Origin of the sequence: Vibrio sp. D431a, from assembly GCF_030248655.1 — a bacterium.
In the GTDB taxonomy this organism is placed as follows: domain Bacteria; phylum Pseudomonadota; class Gammaproteobacteria; order Enterobacterales; family Vibrionaceae; genus Vibrio; species Vibrio alginolyticus.
On record NZ_JAHGAP010000013.1, the window covers coordinates 289713 to 306924 of the forward strand.

12 protein-coding genes are annotated in these 17212 nt (G+C 46.3%); 7 read left to right on the top strand and 5 right to left on the bottom strand.

The window, feature by feature from the left end; translation table 11 throughout:
- Positions 1 to 48: 48 nt before the first annotated feature.
- Positions 49 to 1269: a multifunctional CCA addition/repair protein gene (locus tag KJB35_RS11880; RefSeq protein WP_053306866.1), complete on the bottom strand. Its 1221-nt coding sequence runs from the start codon at positions 1267 to 1269 to the stop codon at positions 49 to 51.
- 137 nt (positions 1270 to 1406) lie between these two features.
- Here KJB35_RS11880 and KJB35_RS11885 point away from each other — a divergent pair, with 137 nt between their 5' ends.
- The 3 genes from KJB35_RS11885 (at position 1407) to ggt (ending at position 5713) form a co-directional block, all read left to right on the top strand.
- Complete coding sequence (locus tag KJB35_RS11885) at positions 1407 to 3023, top strand: ExeA family protein (RefSeq protein ID WP_025768392.1); 1617 nt, start codon at positions 1407 to 1409, stop codon at positions 3021 to 3023.
- Positions 3023 to 3709: a general secretion pathway protein GspB gene (locus KJB35_RS11890; protein WP_005379904.1), complete on the top strand. Its 687-nt coding sequence runs from the start codon at positions 3023 to 3025 to the stop codon at positions 3707 to 3709. The genes KJB35_RS11885 and KJB35_RS11890 overlap by 1 nt, the downstream gene beginning before the upstream one ends.
- A gap of 273 nt (positions 3710 to 3982) precedes the next feature.
- Complete coding sequence (gene ggt / locus KJB35_RS11895; protein WP_025768393.1) at positions 3983 to 5713, top strand: gamma-glutamyltransferase; 1731 nt, start codon at positions 3983 to 3985, stop codon at positions 5711 to 5713.
- Between the two features lie 88 nt (positions 5714 to 5801).
- Here ggt and KJB35_RS11900 read toward each other — a convergent pair whose 3' ends face one another.
- From KJB35_RS11900 to KJB35_RS11910, 3 genes are all read right to left on the bottom strand, one after another.
- Positions 5802 to 6413 carry a TIGR04211 family SH3 domain-containing protein gene (locus tag KJB35_RS11900; RefSeq protein ID WP_005379900.1) on the bottom strand — a complete coding sequence of 204 codons (612 nt, stop codon included), beginning with the start codon at positions 6411 to 6413 and terminating at the stop codon, positions 5802 to 5804.
- Between the two features lie 178 nt (positions 6414 to 6591).
- Positions 6592 to 7851 (bottom strand): inorganic phosphate transporter, encoded by a 1260-nt coding sequence (locus tag KJB35_RS11905; protein WP_005379898.1) that lies wholly within the window; start codon positions 7849 to 7851, stop codon positions 6592 to 6594.
- 131 nt (positions 7852 to 7982) lie between these two features.
- A complete protein-coding gene (locus tag KJB35_RS11910) occupies positions 7983 to 8663 on the bottom strand; it encodes a TIGR00153 family protein (RefSeq protein WP_005379896.1) in 681 nt (226 codons plus the stop codon).
- A gap of 212 nt (positions 8664 to 8875) precedes the next feature.
- Between KJB35_RS11910 and KJB35_RS11915 the strand changes: the two genes are divergently transcribed.
- Positions 8876 to 10408 carry an inorganic triphosphatase gene (locus tag KJB35_RS11915; RefSeq protein ID WP_158159554.1) on the top strand — a complete coding sequence of 511 codons (1533 nt, stop codon included), beginning with the start codon at positions 8876 to 8878 and terminating at the stop codon, positions 10406 to 10408.
- Between the two features lie 41 nt (positions 10409 to 10449).
- Here KJB35_RS11915 and KJB35_RS11920 read toward each other — a convergent pair whose 3' ends face one another.
- The gene (locus KJB35_RS11920; protein WP_025768395.1) at positions 10450 to 11223 is read right to left on the bottom strand and encodes a potassium channel family protein; all 774 of its coding nucleotides are present in this window, start codon (positions 11221 to 11223) and stop codon (positions 10450 to 10452) included.
- A gap of 105 nt (positions 11224 to 11328) precedes the next feature.
- Here KJB35_RS11920 and KJB35_RS11925 point away from each other — a divergent pair, with 105 nt between their 5' ends.
- The 3 genes from KJB35_RS11925 to hldE all read left to right on the top strand — a co-directional run bounded on the left by KJB35_RS11925 (position 11329) and on the right by hldE (position 17040).
- A complete protein-coding gene (locus KJB35_RS11925; protein WP_005379890.1) occupies positions 11329 to 12585 on the top strand; it encodes a methyl-accepting chemotaxis protein in 1257 nt (418 codons plus the stop codon).
- Between the two features lie 113 nt (positions 12586 to 12698).
- The gene (gene glnE / locus KJB35_RS11930) at positions 12699 to 15542 is read left to right on the top strand and encodes a bifunctional [glutamate--ammonia ligase]-adenylyl-L-tyrosine phosphorylase/[glutamate--ammonia-ligase] adenylyltransferase (protein ID WP_213908107.1); all 2844 of its coding nucleotides are present in this window, start codon (positions 12699 to 12701) and stop codon (positions 15540 to 15542) included.
- Positions 15543 to 15609: 67 nt separating this feature from the next.
- Positions 15610 to 17040 carry a bifunctional D-glycero-beta-D-manno-heptose-7-phosphate kinase/D-glycero-beta-D-manno-heptose 1-phosphate adenylyltransferase HldE gene (hldE, locus tag KJB35_RS11935; protein ID WP_017633601.1) on the top strand — a complete coding sequence of 477 codons (1431 nt, stop codon included), beginning with the start codon at positions 15610 to 15612 and terminating at the stop codon, positions 17038 to 17040.
- Positions 17041 to 17212: the final 172 nt, after the last annotated feature.

The window sequence follows — 17212 nt, forward strand, 5'->3', positions numbered from 1 at the left end:
TGTTAACGAAAAACGCCCGCGAAATCCGCGGGCGTTTTTGTTTGTTCGTTACTTCTTAAGTGCTGCTTTCACTGCTTCAATACGTCGTTTTTCTTGCTCGTCACGAATCGCAGGGCCTTTAAAGCCCTCTTTGATTATGATTTGAACGTCAACTGCCGCTGCTGCTTGGTAGGCTTGCCTAAAAATATCCGCCTGTGGATATGGTTGCGTTTCCAGTCCTTTACGACCAGCGTGATCCGCTTGGCAGCAAAGCAAGATATCTTGCAGACGTTCGGACTTACGCCACACATCGAGCTTATTGAGTATTTTAATTATGGTTTGTGGTTTAAGTTCAGCCGCGCGATGAATATTGGAGTGCTGTTCGCACACCATCAAGGCTAAATCACGAAACTCATTTGGTACCCGGACACGTTCGCACAGCTTTTTGATCAGTTTTAATCCTGTATGGCAATGCATTTTGTGGCTTGGCCATTCGCTCTCTGGCGTCACGCCCTTACCCAAGTCATGCACTTGGGCGGCAAACCTGACGGGGAGTGAGTTACTCAATTTTGCGGCTTGCTCTGCCACCATCAAAGTATGGATGCCAGTATCAATTTCTGGATGCCACTTCTCAGGTTGAGGTACGCCAAATAGTGCATCAATTTCAGGTAACACCACGGTTAATGCACCACAGTCTCGTAGAACCGATAAGAAAATATCAGGGCGAGGAGTAGAGAGAGATTTATGCCATTCTTGCCAAACACGCTCGGGAGTCAGTGTGCTCAGCTCTCCGGACTCTGCCATGTGACGCATTAACCGCATGGTTTCGTCGGCAACCGTAAAGTTTAGATCAGCAAGCTTCGCTGCGAAGCGAGCGACACGTAAAACGCGTAGAGGGTCTTCAATAAAGGCGTCTGATACATGGCGTAGCAGTTTATCGTTGAGATCTTGCTGGCCACCATATGGGTCATGGATCGTGCCATCACTCTCCATTGCCATCGCGTTAATGGTTAAATCACGACGTATCAAATCTTCTTCTAAGGTGACGTTTTGATCGAAGAAACATTCAAAACCAGTGTAACCAGAACCTGACTTTCTCTCTGTTCGTGCAAGGGCATATTCTTCTTTACTTTTGGGATGCAGAAATACAGGAAAGTCTTTACCAACGGCGGTGTATCCTTGGGACAGCATCATCTCGGGCGTCGCGCCTACGACCACCCAGTCGTTGTCATAACTATCAATTCCGAGCAATTTATCTCGAACTGCGCCACCTACTAAATAAACTTGCACGAATTACCTCTTAATTTATGGATATGCCGTTGGACATTGTAGCAAGCAATGGTACTTTTCTTTACTCCTAAGAATAGAAGAAGAGCGTTTATACCATGTCTGACTATTCCCAGGTGGTTTTTTAGCTGGAGAGCCTAATGTATAAGGACTTTTTTGGGTTTGTCGAACAACCATTTTCGATTGTTCCAAACTCACGTTATTTGTATTTAAGCCAACGTCACAAAGAGGCAATCACACATCTCCAAGCTGGGCTAGGCGATGGCGGTGGCTTTGCTATGCTTACTGGCGAAGTAGGTACAGGCAAAACGACCGTCGCAAAAGCGATGCTGGCGAATTTGGGTGATAACACCAAAGCGGGTCTTATTCTCAATCCCACGTTTTCGAGTAGAGACTTGCTCGAAGCCATTTGCGATGAGTTCAAAATCACCTATCCGCCAGATGCAAACCTCAAACAGCTAAACCAGGTTATCCATCAATATTTGCTGCGTAATTATCGTTCAGGCTGGCAGACATTGCTGGTCATTGATGAGGCTCAACACCTTGCTGCCGACGTTCTAGAGCAGTTGCGCTTGTTGACCAACTTGGAAACCGATACCAGAAAATTGCTCAAAGTGTTGTTGGTCGGGCAGCCTGAATTGCAGCGGTTATTACAAACAACACAACTACGCCAACTTGCCCAGCGTATTACCGGGCGTTATCACCTGTTGCCGTTGGATGAAAAAGAGACAGAAGATTACATCGCATTTCGACTACATACAGCAGGTGGCGACCAGCAACTGTTTAATCGTGCTTCTTGTAAACTTATAGCCAAATACAGTCACGGTATACCGCGGCTCATCAACCTTATCTGTGACAAATCCCTCAACATTAGTTATCACCAGGGTAATGTGGTGGTGGATAAGCAAACCGTTCAGCAGGCCTGTGAAGAGGTGATGCAGTTTCAGGCAGATATTTATCAGCAAGATAAAAAAGAGCGCCGGACTTTCCGTTGGCCTGCTTGGGGCTCTGTCACGGTAGGCCTTATTGCTGCATTAAGTACGGGGTGGGCGGTCGTGAATTATATGCCAGCTCAAGCGACGTCAGTGTTGACACAAGTGACGGAGCCAAGAGTAGAGCCAACACCAACCGTCGTAAGCCAACAGTTAACGGATGAGCAGCGTGATTTATTGTTAACACAAAAACAGTCGAACCTCGCTGTAAATGATTTGTATCGTTTGTGGGGGTATCAAGCATCGGTTCGCGATAATCTTTGTTTGTCAGAACCGCAGTCGACTATGCGTTGTGAGCGTAAAATGGCGACTTGGCCGCTGTTGATGCAACAAAATCGCCCTGTGATCTTGGAGTTGAATTATCAAGGTGATGTTGGGTATGTCATTCTATATGCCGTCGGTAATGACCAAGCTGAAGTGCTCAATGGCAAGCAGCGTCTGCGTCTGCCAGTTTCGTGGCTAAAGCCGTTGTGGCAGGGCAATATTATCGAACTGCGGCATGCTCCGCTGAATGAAACATTACGTTTAGACATGGAAGGCCCTGCGATTGAAGTATTAGACCGATTATTAGCAGAAGCGGTGAGTGAGCCACTGCTTGAAACGTCTATTTTTGATGGTGCGATGAAAGAGCGAGTCGAGTTATTTCAACGTTGGCAAGGAATTGGTGTCGATGGTATTGCAGGTAAGCGAACGCTAGACCGACTTCAGCAAAATGTTCAGCCAGATGCGCCTCAACTGGCGAGAATAGAGAAGGAGGACGCATAATGTCAGCTGTGAAACATATAGGTCTCTTCTTGCTGCCAATCACTGCTTCTGCTATCGGAGTCGCTTGGTACTTAGATCTCTTTGCACCGAGTGTTGAAGTAGATACAACGTCCCCGATAGAAAAGGTCGAAGTGGTATCACCTTTCAAAGTATTAGACTATCCAGAGAACACCCAGTTGGCCCAATTGCCAAGAGAGTGGCCAAGTGCAGAGCTATCGCGTGATTTTGGTACATTTACCACCCCCGATGAATACACGAGCCATACACCAAGCAGAGATGAAACACGCGACTCAGCATCAACCCAAACGACTTCTGCTGCTGAAGAGGACCTCGGGTTGTCTTTGGATGATCTGGATTTATCCTCATTATCTCCAGATTTAGCTAGGAAGGTCGAAAATGCCTTATCCCGAGATGATGACAATTCGTCATCACAAACGGCACGCGTGAACGATTTAGAGCGCAACGCTCACCAGTGGCAAGGGCGTCTACCTGCGCTTAATTTGCAAACCCATATGTACGCTAGTGATGAAAATCGCCGTTGGGTGAAAATTAACAATGTTGAGTATCATCAGGGGGATGTCGTTGATGATCAGGTCACTCTAAGAGAAATACAACCGCAAGCTGTGATTGTTGAGTTCCAAGGTGAGCAAATTCGTATACCAGCGTTGTATGAGTGGAAAGGGTAACTCTTGTAGAAACACATCAAGCCAGCGAAATCATATCGCTGGCTTTTTATTTTTCAGAGCATCTTTTGCATCTATTCTGGTGATGATTTCTAGATACTCAAACAAGCAAAATATAGCTTTCCTCAGTCGTTTAAATAGCACCAATATCATTCATCTATTGATAGCGCGATTCCAGTCAGCGTTGTGTAAAAAGACACCATCTTCACGAACTTCGGAGTAATGACTTGGTCCACGTTAGACCCCATCACATAATAGGAGTCTAAACAGAGACACATGCGTATTCTGATTTTTTCTTTAAGCATTGTTGCATCGACAAGCTATGCAGCAAAGCCAGACCCATTCCCAGTTACACCAGATAGTCGCGGGCAAGATTTCATGGTCAGTGCGACGAATCCTTACGTGAGCAGTACCGGTTACTCAATATTGAAAGAAGGCGGTAATGCTGTTGATGCTATGGTCGCGATGCAGATGGTGATGTCTGTCGTTGAGCCAGATATGACCGGAATTGGCGGCGGGACTTTCGCGCTGTTTTATCAACATGACGAGAAAAAATTTCTGGCCCTTGATGGTCGAGATGAAGCGCCCTCTAGCGCGAACCCTGAAATGTTTGTTGAGAATGGGGAAGTACTCAGTCGCAACGAAATATTAGGCCCTCGTTCTGTTGCGGTTCCGGGCACATTGCGGTTGCTTTACACCACTCATGAACAATATGGCAAGTTGCCATGGGCAGAGCTGATTAAGCCGGCGATTACATTGGCGAGCAATGGGTACGCGATGAACAGCTACACCTACGACATCGTAGTAAGAGAGCAAAGCCGACTTGAGCAAGATCCGGAAGTGAAAGCCTTGTATTGGCAAGGGGACGATATTAAGCCGACGGGAACCTTGATGAAGAACCCTAAGATGGCTGAGACGCTGAGGAAGATCGCGCAACAAGGCGATCGTTACCTTTATGGTGGTGAGCTTGGTCAGCACATCGTAGAGACGGTTAATAGTCGTATTGATGACCAACACGAGAAGTTGTCTTTAGAAGATTTTAAACATTACCAAGTGAAGCAGCGTGACATCATTGAGAGCGACTACCGTGGGAATAAAATCGTCTCTTTTGGTTACCCAGCTTCGGGCGGTGTGATGGTCGCTCAGAGTCTTGAACTGCTCGCACCCTATGACATTGCCCATATGGCGAAAACGGATGTGGAACCTTGGCGTCTCATGACTGAAGCGATGCGAATTGCAAAAGCCGATCGTATTGCGTATGCCGGAGATCCGGATTATGTGGAAACGCCAGTTGAACAGTTGTTGTCTAAAGCCTATCTAGATCAGAGACGTGATTTAATCCCTGATAATGGCACTTTAAAAGAGGATCCAAAAGCAGGACAGATAACGCAAACTCAGTATGCGCAATATCAAGGCTTCGAGAGCAAAGATACAGGGCATATTTCTATCGTCGATAGAGATGGAAATGCAATTGCGATGACCAGCACGGTAGGAACGGGTATGGGCTCGGGTGTGATGGTCGATGGCGTTATCTTGAATGCGCAGATGGCTAACTTCTCACCTCAGCCAACGGTTAACGGCAAGCCTACGCAAAACTCAATTGAAGCGGGCAAGCGTCCACGTTCGGCTATTACGCCATTAATGGTGATGGACAGTGATGATAACTTGCGTTTGGTGGTTGGGTCACCAGGTAGTTCACAAATCCCGGGGTATGTACTCAAAACCGTGGTTGGGGTGCTGGATTGGAATTTATCAGCGCAAGAGGCTATTGACTTACCAAACATCCAGTATGGCACTAAGATAGACCGCACCAAGTCTTATGACCCGACTGGTTTGCTGGTGGAAAAGAAAACGTTCGCAGAAATGTTGGTGCCTGAGTTTATGGAGCTTGGCTACCCAGTGCACGTTATTCCAGTGGTAAGCGGTTTGAATGCAATTGAGCTAAAAGATGGCAAGCTTTATGGCGCAACGGATCGTCGTCGAGCCTCTAGTTCAATGGGGGAGTAGTACTCACTTCTATCAAACGAAGCAAACTAAAAAGCCAGTCAATATCGACTGGCTTTTGCGTTCTTTTTAAAGATAAAAGCGTAAGGGTTTATGCCCAACCCGCAGGAGAGCGCTTTCTACGAGGCATGACATGCGGAAGAATCAAACCAAATAGTAAACCTAAACCTGCAACACCGCCGCCATAAGTGAAGTACTTAAGCAGCATGTCATCTTTTTGTGTATCCAGCTTTGCGCGTAGCTCGCGGTTTTCTGTTTCAACAGAAGTAAGCTGATCACTGATCTCAGAGTATTTATTTTCTAGATCTGAAATTTGTTGGTTACGTGTTTCGAGAGAGGTAACAAGACCTGCTTTCTCTGCATCAGAAGTTTGACGAGCATTAGCAAGCTGCTCTTTTACTTCGGCTAGCTCTTTCTCAATGCGAGGAAGGCGAATTGCCATGCTCTCTTGGTTTGTCACAAACTTGCTTTGTACCCAACCAGTGCGACCACGGTCATCACGAACTTGCGTGTAGCCAGTATCTCGGTTGGTTTTAATCAGTTGTACTTTAGAACCGGCGTTAACACTACCAATAATACGGTAGGTGTTATTTGGACCTGAGTGCATAAAAGTGAAGAGGTCATCAGAAATATAACGGTCTGCTGCTAGGGCCGCTGGCGCTGCTAGCAAAGTAAACAAAACCGTGATGATTAGTTTTTTCACAGTAAATCCCTTAACGATTTTTCTTGGAGACAGCGTTGGCACCGAATGATTGGAGCCGGAAATAGACGAATAGTATGCAGTTTCAAACTTCGGTGCAACAAAGAAGGGAGGCAAAGCCTCCCTTTCTGTGCGTTTGAGTCAATAATGACAAAGCGCTTACATTCTATTGACGAGTGTCTTAAGCGAACATCGCTTGAAGTCCGTAGAAGAATACTACGGCCAATAACGCACCCGCTGGTAGTGTAACGATCCATGATGCCACGATGTTACGAACTACGCCTAGGTTCAGTGCTGCGATACCACGAGCAAAGCCAACACCGAGAACCGCACCAACCAATGTTTGAGTGGTTGAAATTGGCAGGCCTGTACCAGACGCTAGAACTACCGTACATGCTGTTGCTAGCTGTGCTGCAAAACCGCGGCTAGGCGTTAGCTCAGTGATGCCTGTACCAACGGTTGCCATTACTTTGTGACCTAGTGTTGCAAGACCGACCACGATACCAATACCACCAAGAGGTAGAATCCACCAAGCGATGGTGCTTTTCGTGCTGATTTCGCCCATGTGTTCAACAGTCGATACGACAGCAGACAGTGGACCAATGGCGTTTGCAACGTCGTTTGAACCGTGTGCAAATGCCATCGCACAAGCGGTGATAACCATCAGAACGCTGAAGATACCTTCCACGCCAGAAAAGCTGCGGTCTTCTTCGCGATTAGCGAATTTTTTCTGGATGTATACGTAGCCGCCAATCATCACAAGTGCTGAAACTGCTGCTGCCCACATCCAGGCTTCACCATTGGTCAGGTGAAGACCAACGTGTTTTAGACCTTTTTTGATGGTTACAAGTGCAATCACCATTGTTGTGATGAACATGTAAACAGGTACAAAACGTTTCGCGTTAAACAGAGGGTTCTCAGTATCAAAAATCAGGCGCTGTGCGCTGACAAAGATAACGTAAGCAAAGAAACCTGAAATCACTGGCGTAATAATCCAGCTACCAACAATGCCTTGAACGCTGCCCCAGTCAACCGCTTCAGTACCTACTGATACGCATGCAAAACCAATGATTGCACCGATGATTGAGTGAGTCGTTGATACTGGCCAGCCCATGTAAGAAGCAAGAAGCAGCCATGTACCTGCTGCTAAAAGCGCAGACATCATGCCGTAGACAAGAACATCTGGTTGACTAGCAAATAAAGAAGTTTCGATTACACCTTTACGGATAGTGTCGGTTACTTCACCGCCTGCAAGGTAAGCACCTGCAAATTCGAAGATCATCGCAATGATGATAGCTTGTTTTACAGTTAGCGCTTTTGAACCTACAGATGTACCCATCGCATTAGCAACGTCGTTCGCGCCAATACCAATCGCCATCATGAAACCAAAAATCGCTGCAACAATAATCAGGACAGTGCCGTAGTTCGCAAGGATATCCATCGTAATACCTAGTTGTTTTATAACAAGCGGAACAAAATTTTACGCGCGCCAAACCATAAGACGATGAAAATAGTCATCGTCCCTATGACACGTGTTAATTATGCTCTTCGTTATGTCGTTAACTTTATGTTTTAAGATCGAGATAGCATGACTTCCAAACGAGCACCTACGCGCTGCGCTTGGTCGGCAATACCACCTACCCATTCAAGAATCTTGTATAGGAACATGACATCGATAGGGTTCATGTCAGCTTCAATCACCATCAACTGTTGGCGAAGTTCAATCTGCATGGCATCGGTATCATCTTCGATAACGTCTAATTGATGAATCATTTCAGCGACGAGCGTCACTTCACGGCCTTTGAAGCCGGTTTCTAGCAATTCATCAAGTTCATTGATTACCTTTTGCGCCTGATCGGCAGCATCAAGACAACGTTGAACGTAAGCGAGGAAGTTTGGTTGGAGAGCCTCAGGGATGACAAGTTGACGACCATATACACGGCCAGCAATGTCTTTTGCCAGGTTTGCAAGTTTGTCCTGTTGAGTCAAAAGCTCAAGCATGTCAGTACGGTCGACTGGCATGAACAAACCGCGAGGCAGTTTTAGACGGATTTCACGTTTCAGCACATCCGCTTCTTTCTCTAGGTGAGAAATTTGTGCACGGATTTCTGCTGCTTTTTCCCAATCACCCTTTGAAGATACTTCAAAGAATTTCACCAAGTGTGAACAACATTCGTTGACACACACAACGTGGCGTTGCAAAGGCTTAATTGGGGACTTTGCAAATAACCCCATAATTGTATTTACTGGCATGGTCATTCAACCTAATAACTATAACCTTAAAAAAACATACACCATTTCTGAGTGCTTGGCGAAATGTTGAACGATGGCTATAAAGGCGCGCATGGTAACGCATTAAATCGCTCATTAAAACTGTTTTAGATCATCATTCCGGCGATATTTCTCTCTTGCCGTGTGAGAAATTACGCAATATCCTGTTTCTATCTGCTTTGAAAGGTATAGCTATGGAAACCGAAATAGAACTGAAGTTTTTTGTTTCTCCTGAATTTTCAGAAACTTTAAAAGAAAAAATTTCTGAGACAAAAGTACTTCAGCATAGTTGTCGTGACTTGGGTAACACCTATTTTGATACTGCCGATAAATGGCTTCGAAAGCACGACATTGGTTTAAGAATTCGCCGTTTTGATGATGTATTCGTCCAAACCGTAAAGACAGCAGGACGCGTCGTCGCAGGCTTACATCAAAGACCAGAATACAATGCTGAGCACACTAGCGACGAGCCTAATCTGTCGCTTCATCCTCTAGATATTTGGCCTCCAGGTAAAGATGCAGAAACGCTGCAATCCGAGCTTATGCCATTATTCTCGACCAACTTCACACGTGAACAATGGCTGATTGGCATGCCCGATGGCAGTCAGATTGAAGTTGCCTTTGACCAAGGCTTAGTTGTAGCCAAAGGTGAAGACGAAGAAGAGAAGCAAGAGCCGATTTGCGAAGTTGAACTGGAACTTAAGTCAGGCCAAACCGAAGCTTTATTCACGCTGGCACGCAGCTTTTGCGAGCAAGGCGGTATGCGCTTGGGTAACTTGAGCAAAGCGGCGAAAGGTTATCGACTTGCAAGTGGTTATGCGGGTGATGAAGTAAAATCATTGGCACTTGTGGACAGTAGTCCGACGGATACCGTTGAATTTTGCTTGATCAACTCTTTAGAGCACGCTTTGTCTCATTGGCATTATCACGAGCAAATTTATGCTGAGCGTGACAGCGTGGAAGCACTGCGTGAAATCAATAATGCCATTCGTTTCATTCGTCAAACATTGACTATTTTTGGCGGGATTGTCCCTCGTCGCGCGAGCGCGATTCTGCGCCAAGAGCTTAAATGGTTGGAAGAAGAACTGAGTTGGTTGGATGAGCATGCACACCTTGAAGAGCTTTTAGATGACAAAGGCAATGTGCTGCGCAAGTTGGATGCGCGTAAGTTCTTAGTATCTGAGTTGACTCAGCAGTTACAAGAGTTGCCAAGCCGTGAAGAAGTGCTAGGGTTGCTCAATTCCGCGCGTTACACAGGGTTACTGCTGGATCTAAGCCGCTGGATCTTGGCGCGCGGTTGGCAGCCATTTCTTGATGAAAAAGCACGTGAAAAAATGGCAAGTAACATCATGCCGTTTTCAGTTACTCAGCTCGATCGCACTTGGGCTGAGCTAATGGAAGCTTTCCCAGCAGAGCGCGATTTGACGGCGCAAGAGTACGTTGATCAGCGTTATCGCTTATTGCGTAACCTCTATACTGGTATTGGTTTCGCGAGTTTGTATAACTCGGATGAGCGTAACAGCTTCCGTTTACCATGGGCGGATCTGGTGCATGGTATCGATGATCTGCTAATGCTGAACCACTTGCTCCCGTTGGTTGATATGCTGGAAGACGCAGAAAAAGAGCAGTTAGAACGCTGGTTGCACCGTCAAGAGCGCTCAATTTTGCATGCAATGGATCAAACCCGAGCGATCAGTATGGAAGTACAGCCTTATTGGCGTGAATGATCGTTCTGGTGGTAACGACAAAAAAATAGGACCGCATGGTCCTATTTTTTTGTCTCTGTTTTACGTTGTTGTAGCTCTTTTTCCATGAAATCGAGTCGTTCTAGTATTTGCGCTTGTTGGGTTAGGAGCTGCTCGAGCATACGTTCTTTATTGATTGAACTGTGTGTCTGTTGTTTCGTTGGGGCAGTAAGGATAGAGGTGATAAGACCCGAGATCATACCAAAGATACCCACCCCGCAAACAATGATGATGACAGCCAAAAACTTTCCTATGGAGGTCACAGGATAATGATCGCCGTAACCAACCGTTGAGATCGTTACAAATACCCACCACAAAGCATCGGCGCCAGTGCGAATATTCGCTTCTGGGTTTTTCGCTTCGATAAACAGCATTGCACTAGAACCGAGCGTTATGAGGATAACCATCAATAGCAGTATAGAGGCGACCGTGGTTTCGCGGCGGTTTTCTTTGAGCTGATGCAAAATGAACTTTGACGAACGCAGTACTAATACCACTCGCATAATATGAAAAATACGAGCAAAGCGCAGGGGCTCTATCAATGGGATGCTCGCCACGAAATCTATCCAATGACGTTTAAGGAATAACCAGCGATCTGTGGACCGGATCAAATCAATGGTGAGCTGTAGTAGGAAAATACTACAGATTATGAAATCCAGACCGATAAGAACTTGACGGGTTTCGTGATCGATCGGGAAAAACAACAAGCCAGAGATCACAAATAGTGCCATAAAAGACAATATTAGTGACAACAGGCCCATCGGTCGTGTGCTGTCTTTGATATCATTGTTTTTCATACGAAGCTCAAAATAAATCGCGTAACCACGCAAAGCGCGAACATAACTATAAGTAATATAAAGATTATAGATAAAGACTATATAAGACTCGGTGGAGAACTGACAATGGAAAAGCTGGCATTTAAGCCATGGGAAAGGGTCATATCCGACATTCGACTGGTGCCTAAAATGGTCATGTTGATGGTCTTCAGTACTGTCCTGATCGTGGCAAAACAACTGTGGGACGCAAACACTTTTTACGACTCACTTTTAGCGGCGACACAAAACGCGCAAGTTGCCCAACAGCATTATGAAGCATACTTAACGCAAGTTGCTTGGCAAACCGCCTTATTGATAGTGGTTTTTGTCGTGCTCTTATTAGCGGCGGCTAGAGTGATGTTGCGTCAAACACAGTATCTGAGCGACGCGATCAAACTGATGGCGAGCAAGAACCTCTCTGTTCCATTTGGTATGGATTGTAAAGATGAATACGGAGACGTGGCACGTGAATTAGAAAAGACACGTCGACAATTGCACGATGTGATTCAAATGCAAATTAATGCGTCTGATGAATTATCAACGCTCACCGAAGTCATGACGCTGAGCATGTCGGAAACAAAGGAATCGGCGCAAGAAGAGTTTAACGAAATTGATCAACTTGCTACGGCGATGAGTGAAATGTCGTCGACGGTCCAAACGGTTGCGGAACATGCCCAGACGGCATCTTCTCTGACAGAGCAAGCTTCCGCACAAGCAATTTCTGGTCAGCAGTTCTTGCAAAGTACAATGGCGAAAATGAGTGAACTTTCGTCGGATATCGCTTCATCGGCACAAGCGGTTAACCAAGTTGAAGAACGTGTTGAAGCCATTGGTAGCGTTGTAGGGACGATTCAAGGCATTTCTGAGCAAACCAACCTGCTTGCACTGAATGCGGCGATTGAAGCGGCGCGAGCTGGCGAGGCTGGGCGGGGTTTTGCTGTGGTTGCAGATGAAGTTCGTAACCTTGCCCAACGTACACAACAAGCGACGGTAGAAATTCAAGAGATGATCGCACAGCTGCAAACCAGTGCTGAATCTGCGGTAGAACTCATGGAAAAAAGCGTTGTGGAAGCGGCAGATGGAAACGAGCTGGTTTCTAATGCTGGATCTGAGCTCGATGGTATTGTTGGGCAAGTGACGCAAATCAATGACATGAACTTCCAGATCGCGACGGCGTCTGGTCAGCAAAGCAGTGTTGCAGAAGAGATGAGCCAAAACCTCACCAATGTACGTGAGTTGGTGGAAGCCTCAGTTGTTGTCGTTACCGAGCTGCTAGAAACCTCTGAAATGATGCAAAATAATGCAGGTGAGCTAGACAAGAAGATCAAATCTTTCCAAGTTTAATATTCGATCCCGAACTTTTGATAAAACGCCCACAAACCTTTTGTGGGCGTTTTTATTTGCTTTCAGTCTGGTATAAAGAATGAGTTACCGTGCTTTTCAAACAAGGAAGAAAAATGCAGCTGCCTTCGCCACTGATTTCTATCGCTGAATCTGCCGTACAAAACGCCCAAGACGCAGGTTATTTTCCCCTTTGGCCCGATGAGGTTGCGCAGCAATTTCGTTATGTGGCGGGCTTAAGCCAATTTATAACCGAAGCCATTCATCGCGATGAAGTCCTAGCCCGTGAGTTGCCAAGTATGTTAGCGCAGCCAAGTCGTCAGGAGTCTTACCGCTCGCGTCTTGCTGAACTGTTGGAACAATGTCCTGATGAGATGTCTGGTCATCGCGTGTTGCGTCAGTTTCGCAACCGAGAAATGGTGTACATTGCGTGGAAGGATTTCACGCATGCATGGTCGCTAGAGACGTCTTTAAGCCACTTATCTGAGTTGGCAGAAGCGATGATTTTTGAAACCTATCAATGGCAATATCAAGTGTGTTGTCAGGAGTGGGGCACGCCAACAAGTGAGGACGGTGAAGTGCAGCCGATGTTAATTATCGGCATGGGGAAACTGGGTGGTGGCGAGTTAAACTTTTCTTCCGATATTGATCTAATTTTCACGTATCCAGAGAATGGCGAAACCCAAGGCGCACGCCGCAGCATTGCCAATGCCCAGTTCTTTACTCGTCTTGGTCAACGCATCATCAAAGCGCTCGACCAACAAACCTTCGATGGTTTTTGCTACCGCGTCGACATGCGACTTCGCCCATTTGGAGAAAGTGGCCCCTTGGTAATGAGCTATGCCGCACTTGAAGATTATTACCAAGAACAGGGGCGAGATTGGGAACGTTACGCGATGATCAAAGCTCGGGTGATGGGATGTGAGATGTACCCGCAGTATCAAGAGCTACGCCAAATGCTGCGCCCTTTTGTTTTTCGTCGTTATATTGATTTCAGTGCGATTCAATCTTTGCGACGAATGAAGTCGATGATCAGTAGCGAGGTTCGCCGCCGAGGGTTGAATAACAACATTAAGCTAGGTGCGGGTGGCATCCGAGAAATTGAATTTATCGCTCAAGTTTTTCAATTGATTCGAGGTGGTCGAGAGCCTTCTTTGCGTAATCGAGGGCTGTTGGAAACGCTGCAAGGCATTGAAGAACTGGCATTGCTTACTCCAAAAGAAGTCAGCGATCTAGAAGCTGCATACAAGTACTTGCGTCAATTAGAAAACTTGTTGCAAGCAATGGCGGATAAGCAAACCCAGACGCTGCCTGATTGCGAAACCGAACGCTTAAAGCTCGCCACCGCGATGAAAATGAGCTGTTGGGAGCAATTGATTGAGCAAACCCAGCAGCATATGGCAAATGTTCACCAAGTTTTTGAATCACTAATTGGTGATGATGAAGAAGACGAGGGGACTACCGTTGCTCGTCATTTTCATGAGCTATGGGATATGGCCGACAAACAAGACGTTCTTGAGCATATCTTGCAGCAGGATATTCAGATTGAAGACTTTGCTTCATGCGCGAAAACCATCATCAACTTTAAAACCGATCTGGCCAAAAAAACGTTAGGCCCACGTGGACGCGAAGTGCTCAATCGTTTGATGCCGAAAGTGTTTGATGCGGTCTTTGCCCATCCTGATGCACAGTTTGGTTTATCTCGTGTACTTCACTTGCTACACAACATCTGCACTCGCACGACTTACTTGGAATTATTGGATGAGCATCCAGCGGCTCTGGTGCAGCTCGTACGTTTGTGTACCGCAAGCCCAATGATTTCAGAGCAGCTGTCTCGTTATCCTATCTTGCTTGATGAGTTGATCGACCCTGCGCAGCTGTACAATCCCATTCCATTAGACAGTTACCGTACAGAGCTACGTGATTATTTGGCGCGTATTCCTGAAGATGATATGGAACAGCAAATGGAAGCGTTGCGTCAGTTTAAGCAAATTTGTATTTTGCGTATTGCAGCGGCAGATATTGCTGGCGCATTGCCAGTGATGAAAGTGAGTGACCATTTAACTTATTTAGCGGAAGCTATCGTTGATGCGGTGATCAGTCAGGCTTGGTTGCAAGTGTCTGAAAAGTACGGCGAGCCAACGCATGTGAAAGATCGTGAAGGTAAAGGCTTTGCTGTAATTGGCTATGGTAAAGTCGGAGGGTGGGAGCTCGGCTATAACTCCGATTTGGATATTGTCTTCATGCATGACTGCCCCGTCAATGTCTACACTGACGGCAAGAAAGAGATTGATGGTCGTCAGTTCTACCTTCGTTTAGCACAGCGTATCATTCATATTTTCTCCACTCGCACCGCTTCCGGTATTTTATACGAGGTCGATACCCGATTGCGTCCGTCCGGTGCATCGGGTTTGTTGGTTAGCCCAACAGACGCGTTCGACGACTACCAACATCAAGACGCGTGGACATGGGAACATCAAGCACTTGTCCGCGCGCGCATGATTTATGGTGATGAACCACTGGCAATTGCATTTCACAATACGCGGCATGATGTGTTGTGCAAAGCACGCGATCAAGCTGAACTGAAAAAAGACGTTGTCGAAATGAGAGAAAAAATGCGCGGTCATCTTGGGGGGAAAAAGCCAGGCCGCTTTATGCTCAAGCAAGATGTAGGTGGGATTACCGATATCGAATTTCTCGCTCAGTACCTAGTGCTCAACTATAGTCACGATAAGCCGAAATTGACGCGTTGGTGTGATAATGTGCGCATCTTTGAAACGCTCATTGCGCAAGATGTTATGGACGAAGACCAAGCAATGCAGTTGATACGTGCTTACACGACAATGCGAAACGAAATACACCGCCGAAATCTACTTAATTTAGACGCTGATGTGGTGGAAGATAAGTTTGTTGCCGAAAGGGAGTGGGTAAAACAGGCTTGGAATCAGTGGTTCAGTTAAGACCATATATTTAGCCTCGATAAGGGCTGTGATAAACTCACTTCGATTTAATTTTTGGAGACCAACAATGAAACCAATTCTACCTGATTACAACAGCGCTGGTGTGCTCATCATCGGTGATGTCATGCTAGATCGTTACTGGTATGGCCCAACCGGACGCATTTCTCCTGAAGCGCCGGTTCCTGTTGTAAAAGTAGAAAACAATGAAGAGCGTCCTGGTGGTGCTGCGAACGTTGCGATGAACATCGCATCACTAGGTGGCCATGCTCACATTGTTGGTCTAACTGGGGAAGATGAGCCTGCAAAAGTGCTGACGGAGACGCTGAGCTCACTCAATGTGAAGTGCGATTTCGTTGCACTGCCTGATTACCCAACGATTACGAAGCTTCGCGTAATGAGCCGTGGACAACAGCTTATTCGTCTCGACTTCGAAGACAAGTTTGAAAACACAGATTCTGCGCCTGTGCTATCGCGTATGGATGCCGCACTGCCAAACGTTAAAGCCGTGATTATGTCTGACTACGCAAAAGGTTCGTTAGAGCATGTTCAGGCATACATTCAAAAAGCGCGCGCAGCAAATATTCCGGTTTTCATTGACCCGAAAGGTGCTGATTTTGAACGCTACCGTGGCGCAACACTTCTTACGCCAAACATGAAAGAGTTCGAAGACGTTGTAGGTAAAGTGAAATCTGACCAAGAGCTAGTAGAGAAAGCACTGGCTTTGGTTGAAGAGTTTGAATTTGAAGCGCTTTTAGTGACACGCAGCGAAAACGGAATGACCTTGATTCGTCGTGGCCAGGAACCGTTCCACCTTCCAACTCAAGCGAAAGAAGTGTACGACGTGACAGGTGCGGGCGACACGGTTATCTCTGTATTGGCAGCGTCTGTTGCCGCAGGCAAATCATTTGAAGAAGCGTGTGCATTAGCAAACGCAGCGGCAGGTGTTGTGGTTGGTAAACTAGGCACGTCAACGCTTTCTGAGATTGAATTAGCAGAAGCGGTACATGGCAGCCAAGACACGGATTACGGTGTGATTTCAGAAAAAGCACTGATCGAAGCGGTGAAAAAAGCACGAGCTCGTGGCGAGAAAGTCGTTATGACAAATGGCTGCTTTGATATTCTGCACGCTGGGCATGTGTCTTACTTAAACCATGCTGCTGAACTGGGCGATCGCCTAATCGTTGCGGTAAATACCGATGAGTCAGTAAAACGCCTTAAAGGCCCTGGTCGTCCGGTAAACCCAACCGATCGCCGCATGGCGGTGTTGGCAGGTTTGGGCGCTGTGGATTGGGTTGTACCATTTAGTGAAGATACGCCGCAGCGTTTGATCTCAGAAGTTCTACCAAGCTTGCTAGTAAAAGGCGGTGACTACAAACCAGAAGAGATTGCTGGTGGTAAAGAAGTCATTGCGGCGGGTGGTGAAGTTCGTGTATTGAACTTTGAAGATGGCTGCTCGACCAGTGAGATCATTAATGCAATCAAAGGCGGTAAGGGCTAAGCCTGCTGTTTGTTAGCATTGAAATGCTATTTGCTCATAAAGGTCGCTAAGTGCGGCCTTTTTGATACTTGATGCTCAGAGACACTTTTAGGCTCTGAACTACAAGTAATAAAAAACGCCAGCTGATAACTCAACTGGCGTTTTTATTTATTAAGACCTGAAGTATTCAGTT

Coding starts and splice junctions, on each gene's coding strand:
- hldE (WP_017633601.1), top strand. CDS start 15,610: ATGAAACCAATTCTACCTGATTACAACAGCGCTGGTGTGCTCATCATC.
- KJB35_RS11920 (WP_025768395.1), bottom strand. CDS start 11,223: ATGAAAAACAATGATATCAAAGACAGCACACGACCGATGGGCCTGTTG.
- ggt (WP_025768393.1), top strand. CDS start 3,983: ATGCGTATTCTGATTTTTTCTTTAAGCATTGTTGCATCGACAAGCTAT.
- KJB35_RS11905 (WP_005379898.1), bottom strand. CDS start 7,851: ATGGATATCCTTGCGAACTACGGCACTGTCCTGATTATTGTTGCAGCG.
- KJB35_RS11925 (WP_005379890.1), top strand. CDS start 11,329: ATGGAAAAGCTGGCATTTAAGCCATGGGAAAGGGTCATATCCGACATT.
- KJB35_RS11885 (WP_025768392.1), top strand. CDS start 1,407: ATGTATAAGGACTTTTTTGGGTTTGTCGAACAACCATTTTCGATTGTT.
- KJB35_RS11910 (WP_005379896.1), bottom strand. CDS start 8,663: ATGCCAGTAAATACAATTATGGGGTTATTTGCAAAGTCCCCAATTAAG.
- KJB35_RS11890 (WP_005379904.1), top strand. CDS start 3,023: ATGTCAGCTGTGAAACATATAGGTCTCTTCTTGCTGCCAATCACTGCT.
- glnE (WP_213908107.1), top strand. CDS start 12,699: ATGCAGCTGCCTTCGCCACTGATTTCTATCGCTGAATCTGCCGTACAA.
- KJB35_RS11915 (WP_158159554.1), top strand. CDS start 8,876: ATGGAAACCGAAATAGAACTGAAGTTTTTTGTTTCTCCTGAATTTTCA.